Below are 22,005 nucleotides of genomic sequence, written 5' to 3'. Positions count from 1 at the left end.
TCGTACATTTCTCTTACTCATATGTTGTAGTCACTCTCAGTAACTTCATCACCTATCTATTTTTGCGCGATAGAATCTCGCCATAATACTTCATTATTCAAAACCAACGTTTCTCCAGATAACTGATTTTTCTGTTGAATTCTCTCAATCATTCGATTTGCTGCCAGCGTCCCAATCTCCAGAATCGGCTGTTTAATAACCGTTAATTTTGGGGTAAAAATCTCACTCGCTTCAAAATAGTCATAACTGGCAAAAGATAAATCCTGCCCCAATTGAAGACCCGCTTCATAAATCACCTGCAGCGCACCTAACGACATATTATAATTGCAGACAAACAACGCGGAAACTTTCTCCTCATTAAGTAAATAAGTCGCGCCTTTAATGCCACTTTCTTTCGAGTAATCACCATAATAAATCGCTAAATTATCGGTAGAAATCCCCGCTTCTTCATAAGCCGCCAGCACACCGGACAATCTTTCCTGGGCAACATAATCTTTTTGCGGCGCAGCAATAATCCCCATCTTCTCGTGACCCAAATGAAGCATCCGCAAAATAACTTCCTTCGTACTTTGTTGGTTATTAACCAAAATGGAATCGACTTTCTCAAATTCAACTGGCGTGTTAATAGATAAGACTGGCAGATCAAGCTCCTTTAACGCTTGAATCTCAGGCCAATGTTGCTCCACTTCAAATAAAATTAGACCATCAACAGATCGCGATAACATAAAATCAATCTTCTTTTGAACCTGCTCCGGATCTCCTTGAAAACCGCTAAGCAACAAACTATAACCCGCTCGTTCCATCTCTTCAGCAATCTTCGCCACTAAGGTACTACTAAAATTACTCCCCATATTGTTGACTAATAACCCGACAGAAAGACTCTGATTACTTTTCAAGCCCTTCGCTAGCAAATTTTCTCTGTAATCCAAAGCCGCAATTGCTTCCATAATTTTACTCATATTGTCGGCTTTCAAGGTATAGCCATTCAAATACCGTGAAACACTGCCCACGGAAACCCCCGCATACTTCGCAACCTCTTGGATAGTCGCCATATCATCCCTCCATTTTTGATCCCCACTCAAAAAACAACAAAAATTGAATCGATTCAATTATATGATAGCAAGCAAAAACTTAAATATCAAGACTTTTTTGAATCGATTCAAATTTGATGAATTTCAATTAAAAATTACCTGTATTTCTAGAGGAAAAGACGGCTTTTCTCTATATGACTTACGTTCATTCCCTTATCTTTCTCTCTTCCTCTTCCCCATCACCAATGCAATAAGACACCTAAATCCAACTACAATCCCACATAAGCTCCATAAATCAAATTCAATAACTCCAGATTTGTTATTTAAAACGGCATCAAACACTGTAAAAGAGCCACAAATACCTGCTTTTCAGATACTTGTGGCTAGTTGCGCATCTTTTAGAGAGAAAATCGAGGTAAAAAGCGAGTTTGGAAAGAAAAAACGCTAGCTGCAGGACTTCTGCTATTTTCGGCTCTACTAATAAGCGTGAAAACATCGCAACAAACAACCTTTTTGAAAAAGCACTAAAAGTCTCTAACTTTAAGAAAAATAGGCACTTAACTCAACTGGCTTTTATAAAGAATAGCTATAACAGCCCTGAGTTTATAAGGTTTATAGCTTCGATAATCTTCGAGCTTCTCATTCAATAGACAATAAATTAGCTGCTTTTCCTAAAATGGTTGTTTGTTGCGTACTATTCTAGATGAAAAACGAGCTAAAAAAGGTAACTTTAAAAGTAAAACCTGCTAGACAATGGATTCCTTCAACTCGACATTTTGCTAAAATAAGTAAAAACATCGCAACAAACAACCTTTTACTAGAAACTCGCAAATATCTAGTTAACAGCCTTATAGGAAAAATCAGTAGACAAGGTATTTGTTATTTGTCAGCTCTACTTACCAAGTTTTAGAGTAATAGGATGGTAAACGTAATGCGATAATAGTAAACAAAGTATGATCTAGATGAACTAGCACATTCCTATTATTTACCTAGACTAGCAAGAATAATATCCGTGGGCCAATCTTCAATAGATAGCTCATTTTTCTGCCGCCATAATTCACCCAAGATTTTGTCATTTGAAAGCTTTAGCTTAGCATTCCACTAAATAGTCGCACAGAGTAGAAGCATTTTACAAGGAAAACAAAAAGACCCTTCATAACCAGGTTACCCTACTTACAAATGGTCTTTGTTCTTATTTTAATATGTTCAAAACGCTGCTTCATTTCTTCTTGCCAATCGATAAAATCCCACGTTTGATGACCTCGAAAAAGCTTAGTGATTGCACCATTTTTTCTGGATTGACGTACTCGCGAATTGCTCGCAAGACTTTTTTAGGCTCTTTTGAAGCAAAAGTAAAGGTCCCACTCTGCTTTGTTTTCACCGCATAACGAGGAATCCATTTGCCTTTAAACATGACAGAAGCAATCACCTTATCCACTTCATCCCATGGAATTTGAATAAATTTCCGAGTATCACGCGCATTATAAAACTCAAAGCCATTGTCGCCTATCATAATTTTGCCATATTCAGTGATTCCGTTAAACGCAGTGGCATCAATTGTTAAATCAACTTTTGTATTTAGTGACTGAACCATCTCATCTACTCCTTATTAGTTCTTACTATTCGATACATTTATTATACGAGTCTTTGGCTATTTTTTCTAATCTAAACATCTTTTTGAGACTATCTTCGGCATTCTTTCCAACATAGATAAAATCAGGACCAAGAGCAACTAAATAACTCTTGATCCTGATAAATACTGATTCGTCGAAAATTCCGCTACGCCTCAGTTGAATAACCATATTTTTCTCAACCTAGATTATAATAGACCGATATAATGTCCGGCTACCCCAACGATGAATAGGCCGATGATGATAACGATTGGTGAAACTTTTTTCTTCAATAACCACATACAGAAGAAAGTTAAAAGTAAGGCTGCTAAACCTGGAATTAATTGATCCAAGTTATTTTGTAGCGTTGTTACTTTTGTTTCAGTCAGAGATAAACCACTGTTGACTTGTTCAAAGGCTGATTGAAGCCCTTTTCCACTCATATCGATCTTATCCCATTCAATATAAGCACCCTTGTCTAATTTAACTTCAGAGACAACTGGTAAGAATTTGATGGAAACCCATCGTTGAACTAAGGCAGCTAGGACGAACATCCCGAGAATTGATGCACCTTTAGTTACGTCTTGTAATACACCACCTGAAAGGTCTTCTGTGATTTTAGAACCAGCTTTGTAGCCAAATTCTTGTGTATACCACATGAAAGCCCAACGAATTAAGTTCCAAGCAACGAAGAAAATGATTGGTCCCATGATATTTCCTGACATAGCAAGTGAAGCGCCAAGGGCACCTAACATTGGTCGAACAGTAAACCAGAAGACTGGGTCACCGACACCGGCTAAAGGACCCATCATCCCAACTTTTACCCCTTGAATCGCTACATCATCAACTGGTGAACCATTTGCGCGTTCTTCTTCCAGCGCCAAAGTAACCCCCAAGATTGGTGAAGCAATATAAGGATGGGTATTAAAGAATTCCAAGTGACGTTTTAACGCTGCTGCGCGATCTTCTTTTGATTTATATAATTTTTTAATTGCTGGGATCATTGAGAATGCCCAACCACCATTTTGCATACGTTCGTAGTTCCATGAACCTTGGATGAAGGTAGAGCGCCATGCAACGGCTAATCGATCTTTTTTAGTTAATTCAATTTTTTCTGCCATTTTTTTCTCCTCCTTCTTATTAATAGTCGTTTAGAATGTCGCCAAGCGGATCACCAGTGTTGCTTCCGCCACCGCCATTACTTGAACCACCCATTTTAGATAAGTTTAAGTAAATTAAGGCCATAGCCACACCTAATGCGCCTAGTGCAATCAAGGTCAATTGAGTAACAGCTGCCACGACAAAACCGATAATGAAGAAAGGCCAAACTTCTTTTGTTGCCATCATGTTAATAACCATTGCATACCCAACGGCTACCACCATACCCCCACCAATTGCCATACCATCAGTTAACCAAGCAGGCATTGATTCTAAGAAGCTTTGAACGGTTTGAGCTGGAATGAACAGCAATGCGCCAGCAGGAATCGCAATACGAATCCCTTGCATACAAACGGCTAAAATGTGTAAAACTTCAATTCGACGAATATTTCCTTTTTCAGCTGCGGCATCCATCAAGTGAACGATTGGTACAGCAAGTGTCCGAACGATCATTGTTAAGAATAGACCAGCAACAGCCAATGGAATAGCGACAGCGATTGATGTTGTAATAGCTGATTGAACAGAAATGTTATCAGTACCTAATGCTTTGACTAAAATAATTGCGGATGCAACAGACGCTAATGCAGCATCTGGTGCTACGGCAGCACCGATATTTGCCCAACCAAGCGCGATCATTTGTAATGACCCACCTAGCATGATTCCTGCAGTTAAATTCCCAGTTACTAGACCGATTAATGTACATGCGACTAACGGTTGATGGAATTGGAATTCATCTAAAATCCCTTCCATACCCGCTAGAAAGGCAACGAACACTACTAATATTATTGATATAATAGACATGATAAGCCTCCTATTTTTTAAATTAAATTTTTCATTTATTTGACGTTTGCTAACTCAGCTTTCGCTTTTCTTAATAATTCATCCATGTTGTCTTTTGAATCATTCGGCACTTTGCGGACATCAAAGGTAACCCCTTTTTCCTTCAATTTTTCGAATGTTTCAACATTTTCAGTACCCATAGACAAGACTTTACTTACGACTACTTTACCAACAGAATGGGCCATTGAGCCAACATTAACTTCTGAGATAGGCACGCCGCCATCGATTGCGCGTAAAACATCTTCTGGATTTTCGAATAAAAGCAAGGCTTTTGTTCCACCAAAACGAGGATCTTTTGCGACTTCAATCATTTTTTGAACTGGAATGACGTTGGCTTTAACACCTGGAGGAGCTGCTTGCTCGATTAATTTCTTACGTAAATCATCTTTCGCTACTGCATCTGACACGACGATAATCCGTGATGGAGTCACTGATTTTGTCCAAGCAGTTGCTACTTGACCGTGAAGTAAACGAGAATCCACACGTGTGAGAACAATTTTGATTTTGCCATCGCCAACCACTGTTCCTGGTGCTAAAGAGCCTTTTGGTTGGTTATCAACTACTGCTGCTTTGGCAGTGTCTGCTGGTTCTAGTTCTTCTGGTTTTACTTTAACCCCTTCTTTTGCTGTTTCAAGAATGTGAGCCGCAATTTCTTGGGCTGAATTCATTGAGAAGCGTGAAGAATAAGCTTCAATCACCATCGGTAAATTCATACCTGCGACGATTGCCCATTTGTCCTTGTGTTCTTCGAATAAACTATTGGCCTGATTGAATGGTGTACCGCCCCATAAATCGACTAAGAACAAGACTTCTTCTTGATCATCAAACGAGTCGATTGCTGCTACTAATTTGGCTTTTAAGTCATCTGGACCTTCGCTTGGTTGCAAAGTAACAGCTTTTACGTTTTCTTGCTCGCCAAAAATCATTGAGCCTGATTGCAAAATGCCATTTGCGAATTCACCATGACTTGCAAGGATAATCCCTACCATGTTTTTACCTCCTATAATCTTACTTTTTTGTTTTCCAACAACGCATAAAAATAATAATGAACGACAGATAATTGCAGATTGCCTAACGCGGTAATCGCTTAGTTACGAAATACTGCGCTATCACTTCTTCTCTTTTTGAAGTAGCTCCATCAGATTGACTTTGCGATCAGCCGGGACCTTGCGGATTTCTAACTCGACACCCTGTTGATCTAAGTAGCGAAACGCTTCAATGTCCGTTTCATCAATCGAAACAAAATTGGTAATCATTCGTTTCCCATCAGTGAAACGCATCCCACCGATATTGATTGACGAAAATTTGATACCCGCACGAACTAACTGAGCAACATCTACTGGATTAGTGAAAAGCAACATCACCTTGATGCCATTAAACAAGTCGTGATTGTAGACCTCAATCATTTTTTTGATTGTGATTACATTCGACTTAATACCTGGTGGAGCAGCTTCTTTTAATAAAAACTTTCGAAGCTCATCATGTGCTACCTCGTCACTGACCACGAGAATTCGACTAATGTCCGTTGATTTTGACCACGCGGTTGCCACCTGTCCATGAATCAAACGATCATCAATCCGAGCCAAACGAATATCCATCCCCATATTGACGGACCTCCTTCATTGTTCTTTCTAGCAGAACACGATTCGATAACCTTTGTGTTCTTCTAGACTCTAAAATCACCTCCTGCGTTCACACTTATAATAAGCAAGAAGTATGCCAACTTTCAAATGATACACTCTTTTATTTTACCTAGAGCCCACTGATAAAAAGAAAACGATACACTATTTCTAGTGTATCGTTTTTCTTAAGTGTGTCAATTAGTGTATCATTCTATCGTATTACTGTATCTTTTTCATCTGCTGATTGGTAATTGATTGCATCAAATAATACACTTCCGCAGAAGGAATCGAAAGTCGGACTTGTTCCTCTAATTTAGTCACAGCCTGCTGCACTGTTTGATAGATTGCTTGCCCTCTCATGACCTCTAAATCTTCTTCTTCCACTGTTAATACATCACCAAGTAAGATACGTTCCATCATCCCCGCCAAATGCATAGTTAAATTAATTTGAAACGCATATCTAGGAGAATCTAAACCAATCTTCTCTGCTATATTCATCGTAAATTGCCACAACGGATGAATCAGCTTGGTAGGATTAATAAAAGTAAAACTTTCCACCATATAATTCACACAGATTGTTTGCGCCTGCTCTTCATTAACTGAAACATCGATCATTTCGGTCAACTCTTCCAGTTCATCCTCTAATAGCAGGTGGTCTAAGATATGATCAACGTCATGATCAATAAAACGCTCCAGTGGAATAAACGGCGCTTGAATTTTGGGATCAATAATCCCCGTCGTTGCAATGATATCATAGCTTTCTTGAATAGTAGCCATCTTCTCTTTGACTTCTAAAACAGATAAAGGCACAACCACAATCGACTCATTCTGACGTTTTACCAAGGCCTCATCAATAATTTCTTTAATCTTTTGCGCCGTTCCTTCGCCAGAAGCACAAATGGCTAAAATAGCTTGATTATTGCCCAGACGCTTCTCAATTTTTCCTGGACTGACATCCGCATAACCTCTAAAATTCTTTAAAGAATCATACAGATTATCTAAGTCAGCCCCCATAACAGAAGCTTTGCGGACGGTCTCTAAGACCAAAGAAGTCGTGACCATATCAATCGTTCTGACTGGCACACCAGTCTCTCGCTGAATTTTTTCGCTAAAGGTTGCTAAGGAGCCCATATCCACCAATAACATCACGCCATTCCCTTCATCCAGCTGCAAGGCCGCATGCTCAATGCGCTCTAAGGCTGTTTTCGGATGCATATCTAACGGCATGTCCACCGCAATAATTTTATCCACATCTAATAATTGCTTAACTACTTGGACCATGCTGCTAGCCGTACTGTTGCCATGTGAAGCCACGATCACGCCCACGCGCCCGACCGACTGATCATCTCTCAATGAAACTAGCAAGACCGTCAAATAGTAATCTTCACTCTCAGGAATCGTTACTTGGAAGCGTTCAGCAATAAATTGGCGGATTTTCTTAGCCATTTCGAATTCCTCTGGAAAATCCACTGCCATTTCCCGGATATTATCATTGGTGTGTCGCTCTTCACCCAGATAAATTTTCTTCAAAAACGAACTAATATGCAAACTCATAGCATAAACGAAATTTTGTTGATATTCATGATTCAGCTCTGTTTTAACCAGCTGATAAATCTGACTAGTGACATCAATAATCGCCTGATCCACAAACTCAGATAACTTATTTTCCGCATTAAATGAGAACCCGTGGTCTTTATAAAATGACTTCAAATGGATATTAATATCCGTCGAAATAAAATGATTAATCGCTTCTTGATCTAGCCCATCTGACTTTAATAAAGTCGCCTTATCGCCAATAATATCGTATAAATTGTACGGCAGCTCATAGGAATCTGATTGTATTTCAAGGATTGACGCATTTGGAGAAATATCTATCGTCGGCTCCAAGACCTTAGCCAGTTCCATCGACGCCTCACGATCACTCGCCAATTGGATGACCCCTGCTCGAATTCCTTCTGGCAAATCGTTGACCGTAATCGGAATCTCTTCCTTTTGCATATGATTCAGAAAACCGCGCGCGCAAACCAGCTGAATATTCGATTTTAGTTGACCAATATTGCCATAGGTCACGCTACCAATCAACGCTTTAACCACATCTTCAGTCAATGAAATTCGGCGTTCGATTCGATTAGCCTCTTGGGCCACCATCACTTTGACCAAGTCAACTTTCTCAGAAGCCGGCCGTTTGGCAAATGGCGGCAATTGAATATTAATCGGAATTCGACGAACAAAGGTATCCAATAAAGTCGAATTAGGATCCTCGGTTGTCGCGCCGATAATTCGGACAGCTGCCTGATGCGTTTTACTCGTCTCACCTAGTCGGCTATAAGTCCCATGATCCATGAAATAAAAGATCATTTCTTGCCCTTCAGGTGGCAATCGATGAATTTCATCTAAGAAAAGCATCCCACCATCCGCTTCATCAATAATCCCAGCCTTCTCACTATCCGCCCCAGTAAAAGCCCCTTTAACATAGCCAAACAGATGACTCATCAAGAGCTCTGGATTATTGGCATAATCAGCACAATTAAAGACAATCAATTCTTTCTCCGGCGCAATCACTTGATTAACTTTCGCATATTGAAAAATCGCATGGGCAAAATACGTCTTCCCGGATCCAGTCGGTCCAGTGATTAAACAATTCAAGCCTTTAGGTGGGTAAAGAACCGCCGCTTTGGCCTGCTCAATCGAATTTCGCATACTGCCAGTAGAACCAATAATCCGCGAAAAGATATCCTTACTCGCCATGACTGACTGGTTTTGTCGTATTTTTTGCTCTTTTTTCTCTTTTGGGGTCTCCATATAACTTGGTACATATTTTTTTGCCGGCAATTCTTGCCAACCTTTAGTGACTCGATAGCGTACTGGACGGCCAGATAGTTTTGTTAACTTACCCTCTTTTACCAGCTGATTCAGGTCTTTACTACTATTCGTTCTCTGAATAGACAGGACGTCAGCAATTTCCGCTGTGGTCACCCCTGCACCATTTTGTATAGCCTCTTCAGACAGCTGTTCCGTCTGCTCTTTTACATAGGCATAGATTCGGTCGATTCGTTTCGGCAAATCGAGCCCCCCTTTTCAACACATTCTTTTCTCTTATCGCAATTATACCTATCTTACAGGCAAAATGCATTTCTAAACTCTTTTTAGATTTTCAAATAAACTGGACTCTCATTGAATTTATTGAGCCATTACGCAGATTACCCACCCGTTCTGAATCTTTTTCCCAAGCCATCAGCTCCAATTTTCTGACTCTCCTTCTGATTCACTTTTCAACCCTACTATTTATATACACAACTAGAAGACTATTATATAGAAGAAACTATCTGAAAAAAACTCTTCAAGAACAAAAAAACTGTGCTCCATCGATAAAATTCTGGTCTAGCCAGAATATAAATCGAAGGAACACAGTCTCTATCATGAAAAAATCCTAAGTTTGCACACGTTAATCTTGCCACACTTGCTCGATAAATTGTATTCTTTGTTGCGCATTTTTTGTGTAGTTGTCAGGATTCTTTTTATAATAATCCTGATGGTAGGCTTCTGCTGGATAAAAGGGCGCAGCCGGTTCAATCTTAGTAACAATTTCCTTTTCAAATAAACCACTTGCCTGTAAACGTGCTTTACTTTCTTCAGCTGCTTTTTTCTGCGCATCAGTAAAATAGAAAATGACTGGGCGATAGCTATCGCCACGATCTTCGAATTGCCCGAACGCATCAGTCGGGTCCGTTTGTTGCCAATAAATTTCGACTAACTCATCAAAAGAAATAACAGCCGGATCAAAAATAATCTCGACAGCTTCGGTATGACCTGTGCCACCCGCTTTGACTTCTTCATACGTCGGATTTTCTTTCGTACCACCTGTATACCCTGACAGCACCGAGATAATTCCCGGTTGTGTATCAAACGGTTTAATCATGCACCAAAAGCAGCCACCTGCAAAAATTGCTCGTTCCATCTATCCATCCTTCTTTCTCACTACCTATTTTTAATCTACCGGGACAATCGAGCCGCCCCACTCATCCTCAATCCATTTTTGAACATCTTCCTCATGTAAAACAGACACTAATTCTTTGATTGCTTCATTATTCTTGTCTTTTGTGTTAGTTGCCACGATATTCACATACGGCGAGTCTTCGTTTTCAATCATCAATGAATCTTTTGTTGGATTCAAGCCCTTTTCATAGGCAAAATTGGAATTAATCGCCACCAGATCGCCTTCTTTATTTTCATAGGCAGCGGTCAATAACGTCGGATCCATACTATGATCAAACTCGAGATTTTTCGGATTATCGATGATATCTTCGAAACTCGCTTTATCAATCGCCAGTCCTTCTTTAATCTTAATTAAATCATTTTGCACAAAAATATTCAATACACGGCCCCATTCTGAAGGGATATTCGAGACAATCACTTTAGCGCCATCAGGTATTTGATTGATATCAGTAATATCATGCGAATAAATCCCCATCGGTTCAATATGGATCGCGCCGACATTTTCAAAATCATAACCATTCTCTTCCTTTTGCAAATTAAAATAAGGCACTGTAGAAAAATAGTTCGCATCAATCTCCCCATCATCTAGCGCTTTATTAGGGAGTATGTAATCATCGAACTTGACGATTTCAAGGTCAATCCCTTTTTCCGCAAGTTCCGGTTTGATATGCTCCAAAATTTCAGCATGAGGAGTCGGTGAAGCTCCAATTTTTAAAACACTTTGGGCCTTTTCCTCCTTCGCGCCACACGCTGAAACAAATAATAGGCCACTCAATAATAATAAAAATAATCCTCTTTTTTTCATCCAAAAACACCCTTTCCTTTTTTTGACAGAAAAAAATATCCATCCCTTTACCTACCAATCTCTTGATAGATAAAGGGACGAATATTTCCGTGTTACCACCCTCATTTATATTGCTTTTACAAACAATACCTCAACAGTACAAACATACTTGGCAATCTAACGGTTGCATACCGTTTGGCCTGCGTGAACAGCACCAAAAGCTCAGAGCTCATCTTCAATAACCACGAATAATCCCTATTTTCACCAGACAAGGGTCTCTTTAATTACCTACAATTATTTACTCTTCTCTTCAAAGCATCATTTTTAATTAATGTTATTCTAATATAAACCACAAACCTTTGCAACATTTTTGTTTGTAGCATAATTCATCACGCAACACTCACTAGAATCAGCTCTATATCACCATTAGTTTAGCGACTCTTTCGATAAAAATTTCCACTAAATAACTCACTCTATTACTCGTAAAAAACTATAGCCGTTACGACAAAAAGCACAAAAAGTGAGAGAAACAACTACGTTTCCCCCACTCAATAGATCATTTATTTTAATTGTAACAGACAGCCGTCAATCGACTCAGCCAAATCAGAAATAGCTTGTTCACTGTAGTCTTCTGAATAGCCATTGGTCATGATTGTCACATAATACGGTCGATCAGATTCCACCAACGCGATGTCATTACTGACTGCATACATAGGCATCCAGCCCGTTTTATGCACCACATCTACCGCAGGAATACCAATAGCCACTCCGTCATCGAAGGTACTATGATGTAACCAATCATATAACTTTTTAATATGCGGACTCGAATCCTTTTGATTATTGACATATTTCAGATAGCTGGTTAAGACTTTAGCCGTCGAGAAGAATCGATCATTTTGTGACTCAGGATCCATCGTTTTTAAGAATGCCACAAAATTTTGTTCGCCCAAATAAGCCAATAATTTCAGATAAGCAACATTGTCACTATACCGAATCACCAACTCCGCCAAGCGCTCCAGCGAATACTTCGAACCAAAAGGATCATATTGAATAATTCCCGTTCCGCCATAATAATCGCTCTCTTGGTAAGTCAATTCTTCAGATAGATTAATCGTGCCCGCATCAGCCAAAGTCATCATGTAGGTGATGAACGCCAGCTTAATACTGCTCGCAGTCCGGCGCACCGCCGCCTCTTGATAACCATACTTGAGCGTCCCATCCGCTGTCTCTATGTAGATACTCAAATCTCCGCCATTTTGATTAATGAACGTCTGAATCTTATCATCTAGAAGTCCCGTTACTTCATCCGCACTTAAACTCGGTGCTTTTAAAGACTCACGCTTTTCTTGTACCTCTGAACGCGGGACTAGAAATTCTTTCCCAATGAACCCCTTATTATGCTCCGTCAATACTTCAACAAGCTGCTCATCACCAGGAACAGCCTTAACTTTGATGATTGCTCCCTTAGGAATTTGTTCCTCACGAATTGTTTGCATTTTGTTATCCAAATAAATATTTGTCTTCTCTGTAACAACGTACTGCTCATCCGCTGTCTGTTTTTTAGATTTATGTTCCTTGGATTTAGCAGAGTCAGCTTGTTTCTCTTTACCTTTATCTGCACCCTGATCCTTTTTAGTTTCTTTCGGTTGCTCGACACTTTTCTCTTTTGTTTGATCCGTATTCTTGTCCGCGGCTAGCGTTTCTGTCTTCTTATTTTCTTTTATTGTGTTATTCTGTTTCACTACAGCTGCCGTATTCTGTTGATTCAAATACACAAAAATGAAAGCCGAACAAGCCAGTAATACAATCACTAGACTAGCTATCGCCAACCTTCTCCGCTGTCGTTTCTGCCGTTCTCTTCTAAACCCTCTTTGCCGTCTGTTCATACGCAATATACCAACCCAATCTTCCTTATTTCTTTCATTATATAGAAAGAAAAACTCGCTTGTAAACCCTCTACTGAAATTATTCGTTCATTCCCCTCTTTTTACCTCTAATTAGCTCAGTATTTGCTTTTTTATTCTACTTTCTAACAACTAATCTACTCTGATGAACACACTTTTTTTAACAATCAAGTGCATCCAGCACATCATCCAAAGACCATTCTGTTATACTTAATTTAGCAGTAGTCAACTCCTTACCCTATTTTTGTTGATGATTTTGCAAATCTCTACTGCTATACCTCTCTGGTCTAATGACTGGAGAGGTCATTTATTTGTAACTATGAAATGAAGCCTACTTACAACTCCGAAAAGAAATCTGATGGGATGACTAACGTTTTATTTTCTTTAAAATAACTTGCCGTCATTTCTGCCCACCTCGCTTTTTGAAACTTAAATGCATCAATCGGAGAAAGCCCATAATTTCCCAAAGCATAGCCATCATTCACTTCAACCAATAAAGTACGACCATCGGAAGTAACACCAATATCCAATCCATACGCTGCAGGCGCATCCGTCCATAATCTGACTGCTTCATCGATTACACTAGGATTATAAGTATAATGATAATCACCTTTGTAAGGACGAACGTCTAAAACCTCGCCGTTAAGGATATATGCTCGCCATTCTCGTTTGAAATCAACTGCCTCACTTATCCAAACAGGATAGTCAAATGGCAACCCGATCCCAACTAAATCTTTTGTTCCATTCACCACTCTGCCTGTAAAACTTTTAGTCCCTAACTTTGGCTTAACAAATTGGCCCCAGTTCTCTGGCATATTTACAATTTCTCCCAAAATTCCTTCCCGAATCGTTCGCCCAAATAATTCTTTCAGTACTTCTGGATAATCAAGCTCATTTAGTTCAACACCCATTAATTCAAGAATCATTCTGGTTTCATAAAGATAATCAACAACTAAATCCTCTTCTTTTATTACTGGTATTTCATGAAGCGAACGATATGTTTTGACTTCTTCACCCAGAAGATAGGCCCCCACCTGAAGATTATATTTATTAATTGTTACTTCCATTGGATATTTAAGTTCTCTAATATATGTAGTCATTTCCATCCTCCTAACTGATACACAAGTGCAACACCTATACCAAAAAGAAAAAGGAGTTGCCTCCTATTCTTTATCCGTAGTCGGTTTTAGATGACCCATTATGTCATCAAATGTTTCAACGGTATTTAGTAACAGCTCAATGATTTGAGATTTTGTTAATCTCATTCCTCTTCTGTCTCTAGCATCTTCAATCAAATTTTCTAAATGCTCGAGATTTTTATCATCAAGACTAATCATTACACGATTTTTATCTGTAGCCATAAGTACCTCCTGTTAAATGTTACACTTGTTCTATAAAAACAATAACACAAGTGTTGCACTAAGGCAACAATATAAATTTGTATAACACTCCTCTTAAACTTCTAAAAAAAGAATAGCACTAAGTCCAACGATCTGAACTTAGCGCTTTTGATTAAATTTACTCGGTTGAGTTCGTAAACTCAGTTGTAAATGATTATAAAGGAATTTCTATTTAGCAAACCTAATCAACTTCTTTTAATCCTATATAGCTAACACTTTTATCTGTGTTTAGCACTGATTCATCCGTTTCTATGTGTAAAGATACGTTCATTTTCTGTCAAATGACAAAGCTCACTTAATTCAGAGATTCGAACATCTGCTGCTTCTTGATCGATTTCAAAAGCTTGCTTTAAAGCAACGGTATAGAGTCCTGCAGCTTTTGCCGCAGCAATACCAAATGTTGAATCCTCAACAGCAATGTAGCCCTCACAATCTAGAGCCTCTATACTACGTAAATAGATAGCCGGATTGGGCTTACTTTCTTGTACCTCTTCTCCACTGATAACAAAAGAAAAGTACTGAGTGAGCTGACACTGTGTGAGCATTTCATCTATTTCATTGCGTGGAGAGGAAGAAGCTAAACCCACAAGTATCCCTCGACTAGTTAAATTTCCTAAAACTTCTGGCACCTGCTTTCTTAGTGCCACGGTGAAATCAATTGGATGTAATTCTCTATAAATTACGTAATCTGGATACAATGATTTCCGTAACTCTTCATCATTTGGCACCAAAGTTTCCCACAACTGTTTCTCGGTTTTCCCTACGTAATCCTCTAAGTCCGTCGACCCAGGGACCAGTCCTTTTTCACGAAAGAACGCCATTCTACGTTCAAAGTAAAAATGTTCACTATCAATCAGTACACCATCCATATCGAAAATAACTGCCTTTTTCATTTTCCACCTTAATCCTTTACAATGTCATTTAACAATCGTAATTCTAATATCGGCAATTCGATTGTATATTCTTTCTCGACTTCCTGAAAAGCTTTATGAATTAATTCCATGTTTTTGCCTTCTTGTTGAATGTAGTCATCAATATCCTCTTGTTCATCCACTGTTTCTTTTCGTAAAATACGTTCAATCATGGAACAACAATGCATATATAAGAGAAATAGTTGATTATTCGAAAAATCGATGCCCATCAACTCTTCCATTTCCTTAACCGCACGTTGAACTAAAAGCAGTACCTTATTCGCATCTAAAATTGTCAAATTTTCAACAATTTTGTTAATTGAAAAATTGAAAATAAGCTGACTCTTAAGTATTTGAGCATCTAAAGATATTTCTGAATGCAAAAGATTAGCAAACTCTTCAACAGCTTCCCCATTGATTAATTTGTCGACACTAATATAAGGCACTTGATGGATTTTAGGACTTTCTGTTCCTACAATCATCAACACATCATATAGCTGAAAAGGCGCCTCATATAACTTATTTTGCAATAACTTTTTGTAGTCATACGGCAAAATAACCAACTCTTTAGCCGATTCGCCTAAACATTTCAGAAGAATTTCCTGAATCTGCGTCGCACTTCCTAACCCTGTATAACAACAAGTAATGATTGCTTTTTTCTTGTTGACTTCTGGAATAATCAACTGCTTTTGAATTCGTTTCTCAACCGAAATTGCCTCATAAATTTCAGTAATACTAGCTCCCTGTACAATATGACTACCCACTTCCAAAACAAGTGGAGTACTGACATTATCAATAATCATCATCGGGCTTTGGATATGTTTAGCCAACCGCTCACCTAACTGGTTAAAAGAACCCATATCTACTAAAAGAATTAAGCCTGCATCTGTACGATATTCATTTAGATAGCGTATAATCTGTGATTCGACTTTATCTAAAGTGATATTAATTGGCATATCATAGGCTTGAAAAACATTTTTCTCCAGCATTCGATTGACGACATTCGCCAAGCTACTAGCTGTCGAGTAACCATGCGCTAGGACAATACTTTTAACATCGCTAGGTAAATCATTAATGTGTAAACTATAAAAATAAAAAGCAACAAATACAATGTCCTCTTCAAAAAGATCTTGATCTAATTGCTGAGATAAATGAGAAAGTAGCTTTTTTGCGTACCAGTAAGTATTCTCCAAAGAAGTATCCAAAAATTCTAACAAACTCGTCTTTTGCTCTTGCCATTCATAATGGCTACCTAAAATATCTGCGTTATCCTTTAAATAAAGATAACTCGCTAGAGACACAACTCGATGACCATCTTGTTCAAATCCATAATTTTCATACATCATATCAATCGTTTGTCGAATATGATAGGTCAACACCGAGTAGAATGATTCCTCTTTTTGATAAGTTTCTTGGAACATAAACTCATCCATAATCTGAGTGACTCTATTTGCCATAGCTTCGATAAATTTTGTTGATGAAGATATTTGCTGTTGCACCTTTTTAAATTCGGTTAGCATCTCCCAAAAAAATTCTTTCAGCAGTTGTGTCTGTTTACTTTCAAGATATATTTGTTGAGAAGTATTCGGTAAATAGCGCCGATTAGGAAGCTTCTTCTTCGGCTTACTAAATTGTTCCTTAAATTTCAGACTAAATTCTAACGGTAAATCACGCAACCGAACTTGAATACTTATCTCTTGTTTCTGATGAACATAGGCACTACCGCAAGCGTATTTAATTATATTCTTAATTTTCCCAACATTACCTTCTAAATCACTATTCAACAGAAAATCAACTAACTGAGAAGAAACTTGCAATTCTTTTGACAAAATATTACTTTCAGCAATAAAGAACGCATCAATCAAGCTCAAGCGTTCAGACTGAGGTCGATGTTGAAACTTCGGTAGATTGACAATAACCGGTAATCTACGCAAAAAAGTTGGCAAAAAAGTCGAGTAGACATTTTCAGTTGTTGCAAAAATTAAACGCACATCTGCTCGTTGACGAATACTTGTATCTCCCATAGGTGAAAATTCACCTGTATCCATAAACGTGAACAATTTTTCTTGTCCTTCTTCACTTAATCGATGAACCTCGTCTAAAAATAAGATTCCGCCATGCGCCTTTTCAATTAGGCCATAATGTGTCTGATCCGCTCCGGTAAAAGCCCCTTTGGTATGACCAAATAATGCAGAAGACAGCAACTCCGGATTATTATAGTATTGCGCACAATTATAAGAAATAAATGGCGCATCACTTGTAATGACTTGCTCTTCTATAGCATATTGATGAATTCGTTCAGCCAAAAATGTTTTTCCTGATCCACTCATTCCCATCAAGAGAATCGGCAACCCATTATGAGGATATAGTACAGCGGTTTTAATCTGATCAATAGCTTCTTTCAAACTGCCAGTCGCTCCGATAATTTCTGCCAAAGCATGATTTTTACCTTCTGACATTAACTCATCTAACGACAAATATTCGTTTTTATCGACAGTAAATTTTGCAGCCTCTAATGCTCGTTTATGTAAAAACAAGACTGGGTAACTCTTTATTTTGACTAATTCACCTTCACGGACTGCTTGATTTAAGTAGCTACTCACGGTACTACGAGTCAATTTCAATGCTTCGCCAATTTCATGCGCAGAAAGACGGTCCTTTGATTCATTACTAAGATTAATAGTCCATTCATACAAGTATTCATCTAGTTCCTTTTTCATCCTTCTCACCTACTTTTAATCGTTTTTTCATGTACCTTCACTTATACTGTAAAACATTTCGTCCATAAATGGCAGTCTTTTTTTGCAAAAAAAGGGCTAAGTTTAGCTAGCCCTAGAATACAACTTTTACAATGTTTGAAAAAACCAAGACAAAGGCCTTAGTTTTTTCAAATCATTCTCAGATTAGTAAGAAAGTTTCCACATGTAACGACGTTTAGTTAATGGATGCTCTCTTGCATAAGACAACTCTTCTGCATACACACGGAAGACAGCTGTGATGACAAATGGGTTGAAGTAATCAACAACTTCTTCAGCCACATGTGACGATAAACCATAATCCAATGCATCAACCACTTCTGTTTTGGCATCAAAGCGATCTAAAAACGCTAATGCACGAGAATCAATGCTACGTGTTTTACCATCGTTCATTAATAAGATAAATGGTACATCTTTATCAACAATTTCGAATGGTCCATGGAAGAACTCTCCTGCATGGAAAGTACCTGAGTTAATCCATTGCATTTCCATCATTAAACAAATTGAACTAGAGTAAGCAACTTCATGTGTCGCACCACTACTCATTACATAAACAACTTTTTCATCTTTAAAGCGTTCTGCAAACTGTTTTGCGACTTTACGAGCTGATTCTGCACTTTCTTGTGACAGTTTGTAAATAACATCAAATCCAGCCATCATTTTATCATAATGAGCATAGCCTTCTACTTGATTTAATAGCTCAACAGCCAGTTGTAAACAATAACCAGTCTTTTCTAATTTTGTTGCGTAGTTTTCAGCAAAACCATGATAAATTACATAATCTGCATCTTTTGTTAACGCTGAATCAACAACTCGTGTTAAACTAATAACTGTAGCGCCTTTCGCTTTAGCAACTGCATTTGCTTCGACTGTTTCTGGAGTCGTACCTCCAAGAGATGCCGAGATAACTACCGCATTTTCGTTGACTGATGCTGGTGTTGCAAAGTTAAATTCGTTGGCTGTGTAGTGGCTAATACGCAATTGGCTTGCGTTTTGATCTAAAAAGTATTTTGCTGGATAAAGATCTGCTTTAGATGCCCCGCAGCCGACGAAAATAACATGTTTTACGTCAGTTTTTGCTACAATCTCTTTGATAATTTCTTTTGGTCCCATTGTTGAATTCATTATTTACAATTCCTCCTGAGTTTTTCCAATTTTTTATTTAGAGAAATCAATTACCCCATGATAAAGAATAATCCATTTCTAACTAACTAGTTAAACAAAAATTCCTAATGCACTTAAAACTAATCCGCCTACAATACAAATTAACAACATAACACTAGTATTGACTTTCTTTTGCAACAACCAATACATAAGCATCGTCAACCCTAGAGGTAACATTTGCGGCATAATTGTATCTAAGACATCTTGTAAAACGAATGTTTCACCAAATGTTAACGGTGTCGTAATACCGATCATGCTGGCAATCATTGCTCCGATAACCATCAAACCAATAATCGAGCAAACGTACATTACGCGGTCCATCAAACCGCCTTCGTATAATTTTGTTAAATACTTATTCCCCATGTTATAGCCAAATTTCCCACCATAGTAGGTGACTAAGAAAGATGGTACAAACGAGATAACCATCGCCAAAATCGGGCCTAATATACTCCCTTGTTGAGCTAAGTTAATCCCTAATCCAAACGCTAACACACGAACTGTCCCCTGGAAGAACGAATCACCAATACCAGACAAAGGACCCATTAAAGAAGTTTTAACTGAGCTGATTGTTTCTGGATTGAAACCTTCTTGATCTTCGTAGTATTGCTCTTCCATCGAAGCTGTTAAGCCTAATACGAATGCACTCGTTTGTGGCGTACAGTTGTAATACAACATGTGACGTTGATACGCTTCTTTTTTCAATTCTTCGTCTTTTGGATCACTATATATACGATCTAAAGTCGGAGCTATCCCGTACAAGAAACCCATGTTCATCGCACGTTCATAATTCCAAGAGTCTTGAATCGCCCATGAACGCCAGAAAAACTGCCAATATTTTAATTTATTTGAATCTTTTTCTTTTGTCATTTTGTAGTCCCTCCTTTTTATAAATCATCTAATGGATCTGGTTCTTGCATAGGGCCATTACCCCCACCACCAGATTTTGCTGTTTCAATTTGATACATTACAAAAGCTACAATACAAGCGAACAAAGCTACCCCTGTAATGCCTAATCCAGAATAAGCGGTAATCAAGAACCCTAAGAATAAGAAAGCCATCATTTTCTTCGTTAACATTGTTTGAAGTAATAGTGCAAACCCGTAGGCAGGCAAAATCTTACTTGCTAAGTTTAATCCATTAGTTACCCATTCAGGAATTGCTTCAACAATTGATTTCACTAAATCTGTTCCAAAATAAATAGCTAAGAAAATCGGTACAAAATACATTAATGAGTACAAAATCGTTCCCCACACAATATGTATATGCTGTGCTTTTTTGAATTTACCTTCCTGAATGTACAAGTCCCCTCTGTGCGTTAAACTTGCTAAAACTGTTCTCATCAGAATACCTAACAACTGACCTAAAACTGCGATTGGAATGGCGATTGTCAAAGCAGTTTCTGCATTTGAACCAGATAAAATTGCAAAAGCTGTAGCGATAACTGCGCCTAATGTCATATCTGCAGGTACAGCCGCTCCGACTTGCACAACACCTAATGAAATTAACTCAATAGACGCTCCCACCAATAGACCCTTTTCCAAATCACCTAATGCTAACCCGACCATCGTCCCGACAATCAACGGACGTTCAAAATTCAAACGGCCTAGTAAACGGGAATCCAACATCGCAAATACACCGATCAACCCTAAAACTATCGATTGAACCAACATTTTAAAACCCTCCTTCTAAAGTAATTTATTAAGATCCTCTGATTTAGAGGTTGGTACCTGTTGTATGTATTGATTTACACCCATTTCCTTCAACGCGCGCGCTTCGTTTTGCTCTTCTTCATTCAGAAAGATTGCACTACCAAACTGTTTAGCTTCGCCGCTTTTAGGAATTCCACCATAATTGATTTCGGGAATTTTTGAGTATACTTTACAAAAAGCTAATGTTTCTTTAGTATTACCAAAAATCATCATAATGTTCTCTTTTAACTGTTCAACTTTTTCCATCTTGCTTAACGCTTCTTCAACGGTGAAAATGTTTAATTTAACTCCCGTAGGTTTTGCTAGATTTAAAGACATCTTCTTAAATTCATCTGTTGCTGCTTCATGATTGACCACGATAATTCGATTAATTCCTAAAGTCTTGGTCCAAGAAAATACTACCTGTCCATGTAACAGGCGATAATCAATACGGGCTAATTTAATCATAAATCGTCTCCTCCAATACTCATATTTGTCGTTAATAATTGTTTACAGTCAATGACCCCTTGACGACTTTCTTCAATAATGTTTGCCATCTGCTCAGATGAAACGGCTGATATCTGTGTGGCAATTGAGATGACTAATGGTAAATTCATTCCGGCTAATAAATGAATTCCCGGATGCAATTGTTGGACTTGCAATAAATCATTATTGACACTGCCACCAAAAATATCTGTCATAATATAGACATTTTCATCTCCAATATTCGCTAATAAATTTTCTACTTGATTTTTTATAGGTTCATCTTCATCTCGGAATGCAGAAACTGCAAAAATATTGCCAGCATCTCCAATAATCATCGAAGCCGTTTGCTTCATCCCTTGAGATAATTCTCCATGGCTTGCTAAAATAATCTTGTTCATTCGCTATCCTCCTCATTCAACTTACACTTTATTAATATGCAAAAACCGTGCCAATTTTTAAAATCGCTATAAACTTCTTATTTCATAAGGCTTTTGAAACCCATCTCAACACTTTCAAAAATATATGTAACAGTGTGGATAGCAAGTGTTGAATAAAAATACAGTCTTCAATTTTGAACTCAAACCATCAAAAAACGCTAAAAGATTTGCGCCAATCAACATGTACTATCGTTGATTCTTTGCAAGCTTTTAGCGTT

At 38.2% G+C, this 22,005-nt stretch carries 20 protein-coding genes and 1 other annotated feature; of the genes, 1 reads left to right on the top strand and 19 read right to left on the bottom strand.

The window, feature by feature from the left end; translation table 11 throughout:
• Positions 1-56: 56 nt before the first annotated feature.
• The gene (locus BAU15_RS08310; protein WP_161842283.1) at positions 57-1,052 is read right to left on the bottom strand and encodes a LacI family DNA-binding transcriptional regulator; all 996 of its coding nucleotides are present in this window, start codon (positions 1,050-1,052) and stop codon (positions 57-59) included.
• 97 nt (positions 1,053-1,149) lie between these two features.
• Here BAU15_RS08310 and BAU15_RS08305 point away from each other — a divergent pair, with 97 nt between their 5' ends.
• The gene (locus BAU15_RS08305) at positions 1,150-1,479 is read left to right on the top strand and encodes a hypothetical protein (RefSeq protein WP_161842282.1); all 330 of its coding nucleotides are present in this window, start codon (positions 1,150-1,152) and stop codon (positions 1,477-1,479) included.
• A 771-nt stretch (positions 1,480-2,250) separates the two neighbouring features.
• On the opposite strand, the gene BAU15_RS08300 is transcribed toward BAU15_RS08305, so the two are convergent.
• From BAU15_RS08300 to BAU15_RS08215, 18 genes are all read right to left on the bottom strand, one after another.
• The gene (locus tag BAU15_RS08300) at positions 2,251-2,625 is read right to left on the bottom strand and encodes a DUF956 family protein (protein ID WP_161842281.1); all 375 of its coding nucleotides are present in this window, start codon (positions 2,623-2,625) and stop codon (positions 2,251-2,253) included.
• 225 nt (positions 2,626-2,850) lie between these two features.
• Entirely contained in the window at positions 2,851-3,762 is a 912-nt protein-coding gene (locus BAU15_RS08295; protein ID WP_161842280.1) for a PTS system mannose/fructose/sorbose family transporter subunit IID, read from the bottom strand.
• A 19-nt stretch (positions 3,763-3,781) separates the two neighbouring features.
• Entirely contained in the window at positions 3,782-4,600 is an 819-nt protein-coding gene (locus BAU15_RS08290; RefSeq protein ID WP_161842279.1) for a PTS mannose/fructose/sorbose transporter subunit IIC, read from the bottom strand.
• A 35-nt stretch (positions 4,601-4,635) separates the two neighbouring features.
• Complete coding sequence (locus tag BAU15_RS08285; protein ID WP_161842278.1) at positions 4,636-5,628, bottom strand: mannose/fructose/sorbose PTS transporter subunit IIA; 993 nt, start codon at positions 5,626-5,628, stop codon at positions 4,636-4,638.
• Positions 5,629-5,748: 120 nt separating this feature from the next.
• Complete coding sequence (locus tag BAU15_RS08280; protein ID WP_161842277.1) at positions 5,749-6,243, bottom strand: mannose/fructose/sorbose PTS transporter subunit IIB; 495 nt, start codon at positions 6,241-6,243, stop codon at positions 5,749-5,751.
• 237 nt (positions 6,244-6,480) lie between these two features.
• Positions 6,481-9,324 carry a sigma-54-dependent transcriptional regulator gene (locus BAU15_RS08275; RefSeq protein WP_161842276.1) on the bottom strand — a complete coding sequence of 948 codons (2,844 nt, stop codon included), beginning with the start codon at positions 9,322-9,324 and terminating at the stop codon, positions 6,481-6,483.
• Between the two features lie 382 nt (positions 9,325-9,706).
• Complete coding sequence (msrA, locus tag BAU15_RS08270; protein ID WP_161842275.1) at positions 9,707-10,219, bottom strand: peptide-methionine (S)-S-oxide reductase MsrA; 513 nt, start codon at positions 10,217-10,219, stop codon at positions 9,707-9,709.
• 30 nt (positions 10,220-10,249) lie between these two features.
• Entirely contained in the window at positions 10,250-11,062 is an 813-nt protein-coding gene (locus BAU15_RS08265) for a MetQ/NlpA family ABC transporter substrate-binding protein (protein ID WP_161842274.1), read from the bottom strand.
• Positions 11,063-11,132: 70 nt separating this feature from the next.
• Positions 11,133-11,364, bottom strand: a binding site (T-box leader).
• Positions 11,365-11,601: 237 nt separating this feature from the next.
• A complete protein-coding gene (locus BAU15_RS08260) occupies positions 11,602-12,927 on the bottom strand; it encodes a serine hydrolase (RefSeq protein WP_161842273.1) in 1,326 nt (441 codons plus the stop codon).
• A 353-nt stretch (positions 12,928-13,280) separates the two neighbouring features.
• A complete protein-coding gene (locus BAU15_RS08255) occupies positions 13,281-14,045 on the bottom strand; it encodes an ATP-grasp domain-containing protein (protein WP_161842272.1) in 765 nt (254 codons plus the stop codon).
• Between the two features lie 63 nt (positions 14,046-14,108).
• On the bottom strand, positions 14,109-14,306 hold the full coding sequence (locus tag BAU15_RS08250) for a CopG family transcriptional regulator (RefSeq protein WP_161842271.1): 198 nt from the start codon (positions 14,304-14,306) through the stop codon (positions 14,109-14,111).
• Positions 14,307-14,584: 278 nt separating this feature from the next.
• Positions 14,585-15,238: an HAD family hydrolase gene (locus BAU15_RS08245; RefSeq protein WP_161842270.1), complete on the bottom strand. Its 654-nt coding sequence runs from the start codon at positions 15,236-15,238 to the stop codon at positions 14,585-14,587.
• Positions 15,239-15,246: 8 nt separating this feature from the next.
• Entirely contained in the window at positions 15,247-17,976 is a 2,730-nt protein-coding gene (locus BAU15_RS08240; protein WP_161842269.1) for a sigma 54-interacting transcriptional regulator, read from the bottom strand.
• A 183-nt stretch (positions 17,977-18,159) separates the two neighbouring features.
• Positions 18,160-19,137 (bottom strand): SIS domain-containing protein, encoded by a 978-nt coding sequence (locus BAU15_RS08235; RefSeq protein WP_161842268.1) that lies wholly within the window; start codon positions 19,135-19,137, stop codon positions 18,160-18,162.
• Between the two features lie 90 nt (positions 19,138-19,227).
• A complete protein-coding gene (locus tag BAU15_RS08230; protein WP_161842267.1) occupies positions 19,228-20,043 on the bottom strand; it encodes a PTS system mannose/fructose/sorbose family transporter subunit IID in 816 nt (271 codons plus the stop codon).
• Positions 20,044-20,060: 17 nt separating this feature from the next.
• Entirely contained in the window at positions 20,061-20,846 is a 786-nt protein-coding gene (locus BAU15_RS08225) for a PTS mannose/fructose/sorbose/N-acetylgalactosamine transporter subunit IIC (RefSeq protein WP_161842266.1), read from the bottom strand.
• Between the two features lie 15 nt (positions 20,847-20,861).
• Positions 20,862-21,332 carry a PTS sugar transporter subunit IIB gene (locus BAU15_RS08220; protein ID WP_161842265.1) on the bottom strand — a complete coding sequence of 157 codons (471 nt, stop codon included), beginning with the start codon at positions 21,330-21,332 and terminating at the stop codon, positions 20,862-20,864.
• Positions 21,329-21,748, bottom strand: a complete 420-nt coding sequence (locus tag BAU15_RS08215) for a PTS sugar transporter subunit IIA (RefSeq protein ID WP_161842264.1) — start codon at positions 21,746-21,748, stop codon at positions 21,329-21,331. Before BAU15_RS08215 ends, BAU15_RS08220 begins: the two co-directional genes overlap by 4 nt.
• Positions 21,749-22,005: the final 257 nt, after the last annotated feature.

The sequence above is a fragment of the Candidatus Enterococcus huntleyi genome (genome assembly GCF_009933175.1).
GTDB classification, from domain to species: domain Bacteria; phylum Bacillota; class Bacilli; order Lactobacillales; family Enterococcaceae; genus Enterococcus_K; species Enterococcus_K huntleyi.
This window is presented reverse-complemented; position numbering and strand designations above follow the sequence as displayed.

Coding starts and splice junctions, on each gene's coding strand:
- BAU15_RS08220 (WP_161842265.1), bottom strand. CDS start 21,332: ATGATTAAATTAGCCCGTATTGATTATCGCCTGTTACATGGACAGGTA.
- BAU15_RS08240 (WP_161842269.1), bottom strand. CDS start 17,976: ATGAAAAAGGAACTAGATGAATACTTGTATGAATGGACTATTAATCTT.
- BAU15_RS08295 (WP_161842280.1), bottom strand. CDS start 3,762: ATGGCAGAAAAAATTGAATTAACTAAAAAAGATCGATTAGCCGTTGCA.
- msrA (WP_161842275.1), bottom strand. CDS start 10,219: ATGGAACGAGCAATTTTTGCAGGTGGCTGCTTTTGGTGCATGATTAAA.
- BAU15_RS08215 (WP_161842264.1), bottom strand. CDS start 21,748: ATGAACAAGATTATTTTAGCAAGCCATGGAGAATTATCTCAAGGGATG.
- BAU15_RS08255 (WP_161842272.1), bottom strand. CDS start 14,045: ATGACTACATATATTAGAGAACTTAAATATCCAATGGAAGTAACAATT.
- BAU15_RS08260 (WP_161842273.1), bottom strand. CDS start 12,927: ATGAACAGACGGCAAAGAGGGTTTAGAAGAGAACGGCAGAAACGACAG.
- BAU15_RS08235 (WP_161842268.1), bottom strand. CDS start 19,137: ATGAATTCAACAATGGGACCAAAAGAAATTATCAAAGAGATTGTAGCA.
- BAU15_RS08280 (WP_161842277.1), bottom strand. CDS start 6,243: ATGGGGATGGATATTCGTTTGGCTCGGATTGATGATCGTTTGATTCAT.
- BAU15_RS08285 (WP_161842278.1), bottom strand. CDS start 5,628: ATGGTAGGGATTATCCTTGCAAGTCATGGTGAATTCGCAAATGGCATT.
- BAU15_RS08245 (WP_161842270.1), bottom strand. CDS start 15,238: ATGAAAAAGGCAGTTATTTTCGATATGGATGGTGTACTGATTGATAGT.
- BAU15_RS08265 (WP_161842274.1), bottom strand. CDS start 11,062: ATGAAAAAAAGAGGATTATTTTTATTATTATTGAGTGGCCTATTATTT.
- BAU15_RS08225 (WP_161842266.1), bottom strand. CDS start 20,846: ATGTTGGTTCAATCGATAGTTTTAGGGTTGATCGGTGTATTTGCGATG.
- BAU15_RS08230 (WP_161842267.1), bottom strand. CDS start 20,043: ATGACAAAAGAAAAAGATTCAAATAAATTAAAATATTGGCAGTTTTTC.
- BAU15_RS08290 (WP_161842279.1), bottom strand. CDS start 4,600: ATGTCTATTATATCAATAATATTAGTAGTGTTCGTTGCCTTTCTAGCG.
- BAU15_RS08250 (WP_161842271.1), bottom strand. CDS start 14,306: ATGGCTACAGATAAAAATCGTGTAATGATTAGTCTTGATGATAAAAAT.
- BAU15_RS08300 (WP_161842281.1), bottom strand. CDS start 2,625: ATGGTTCAGTCACTAAATACAAAAGTTGATTTAACAATTGATGCCACT.
- BAU15_RS08310 (WP_161842283.1), bottom strand. CDS start 1,052: ATGGCGACTATCCAAGAGGTTGCGAAGTATGCGGGGGTTTCCGTGGGC.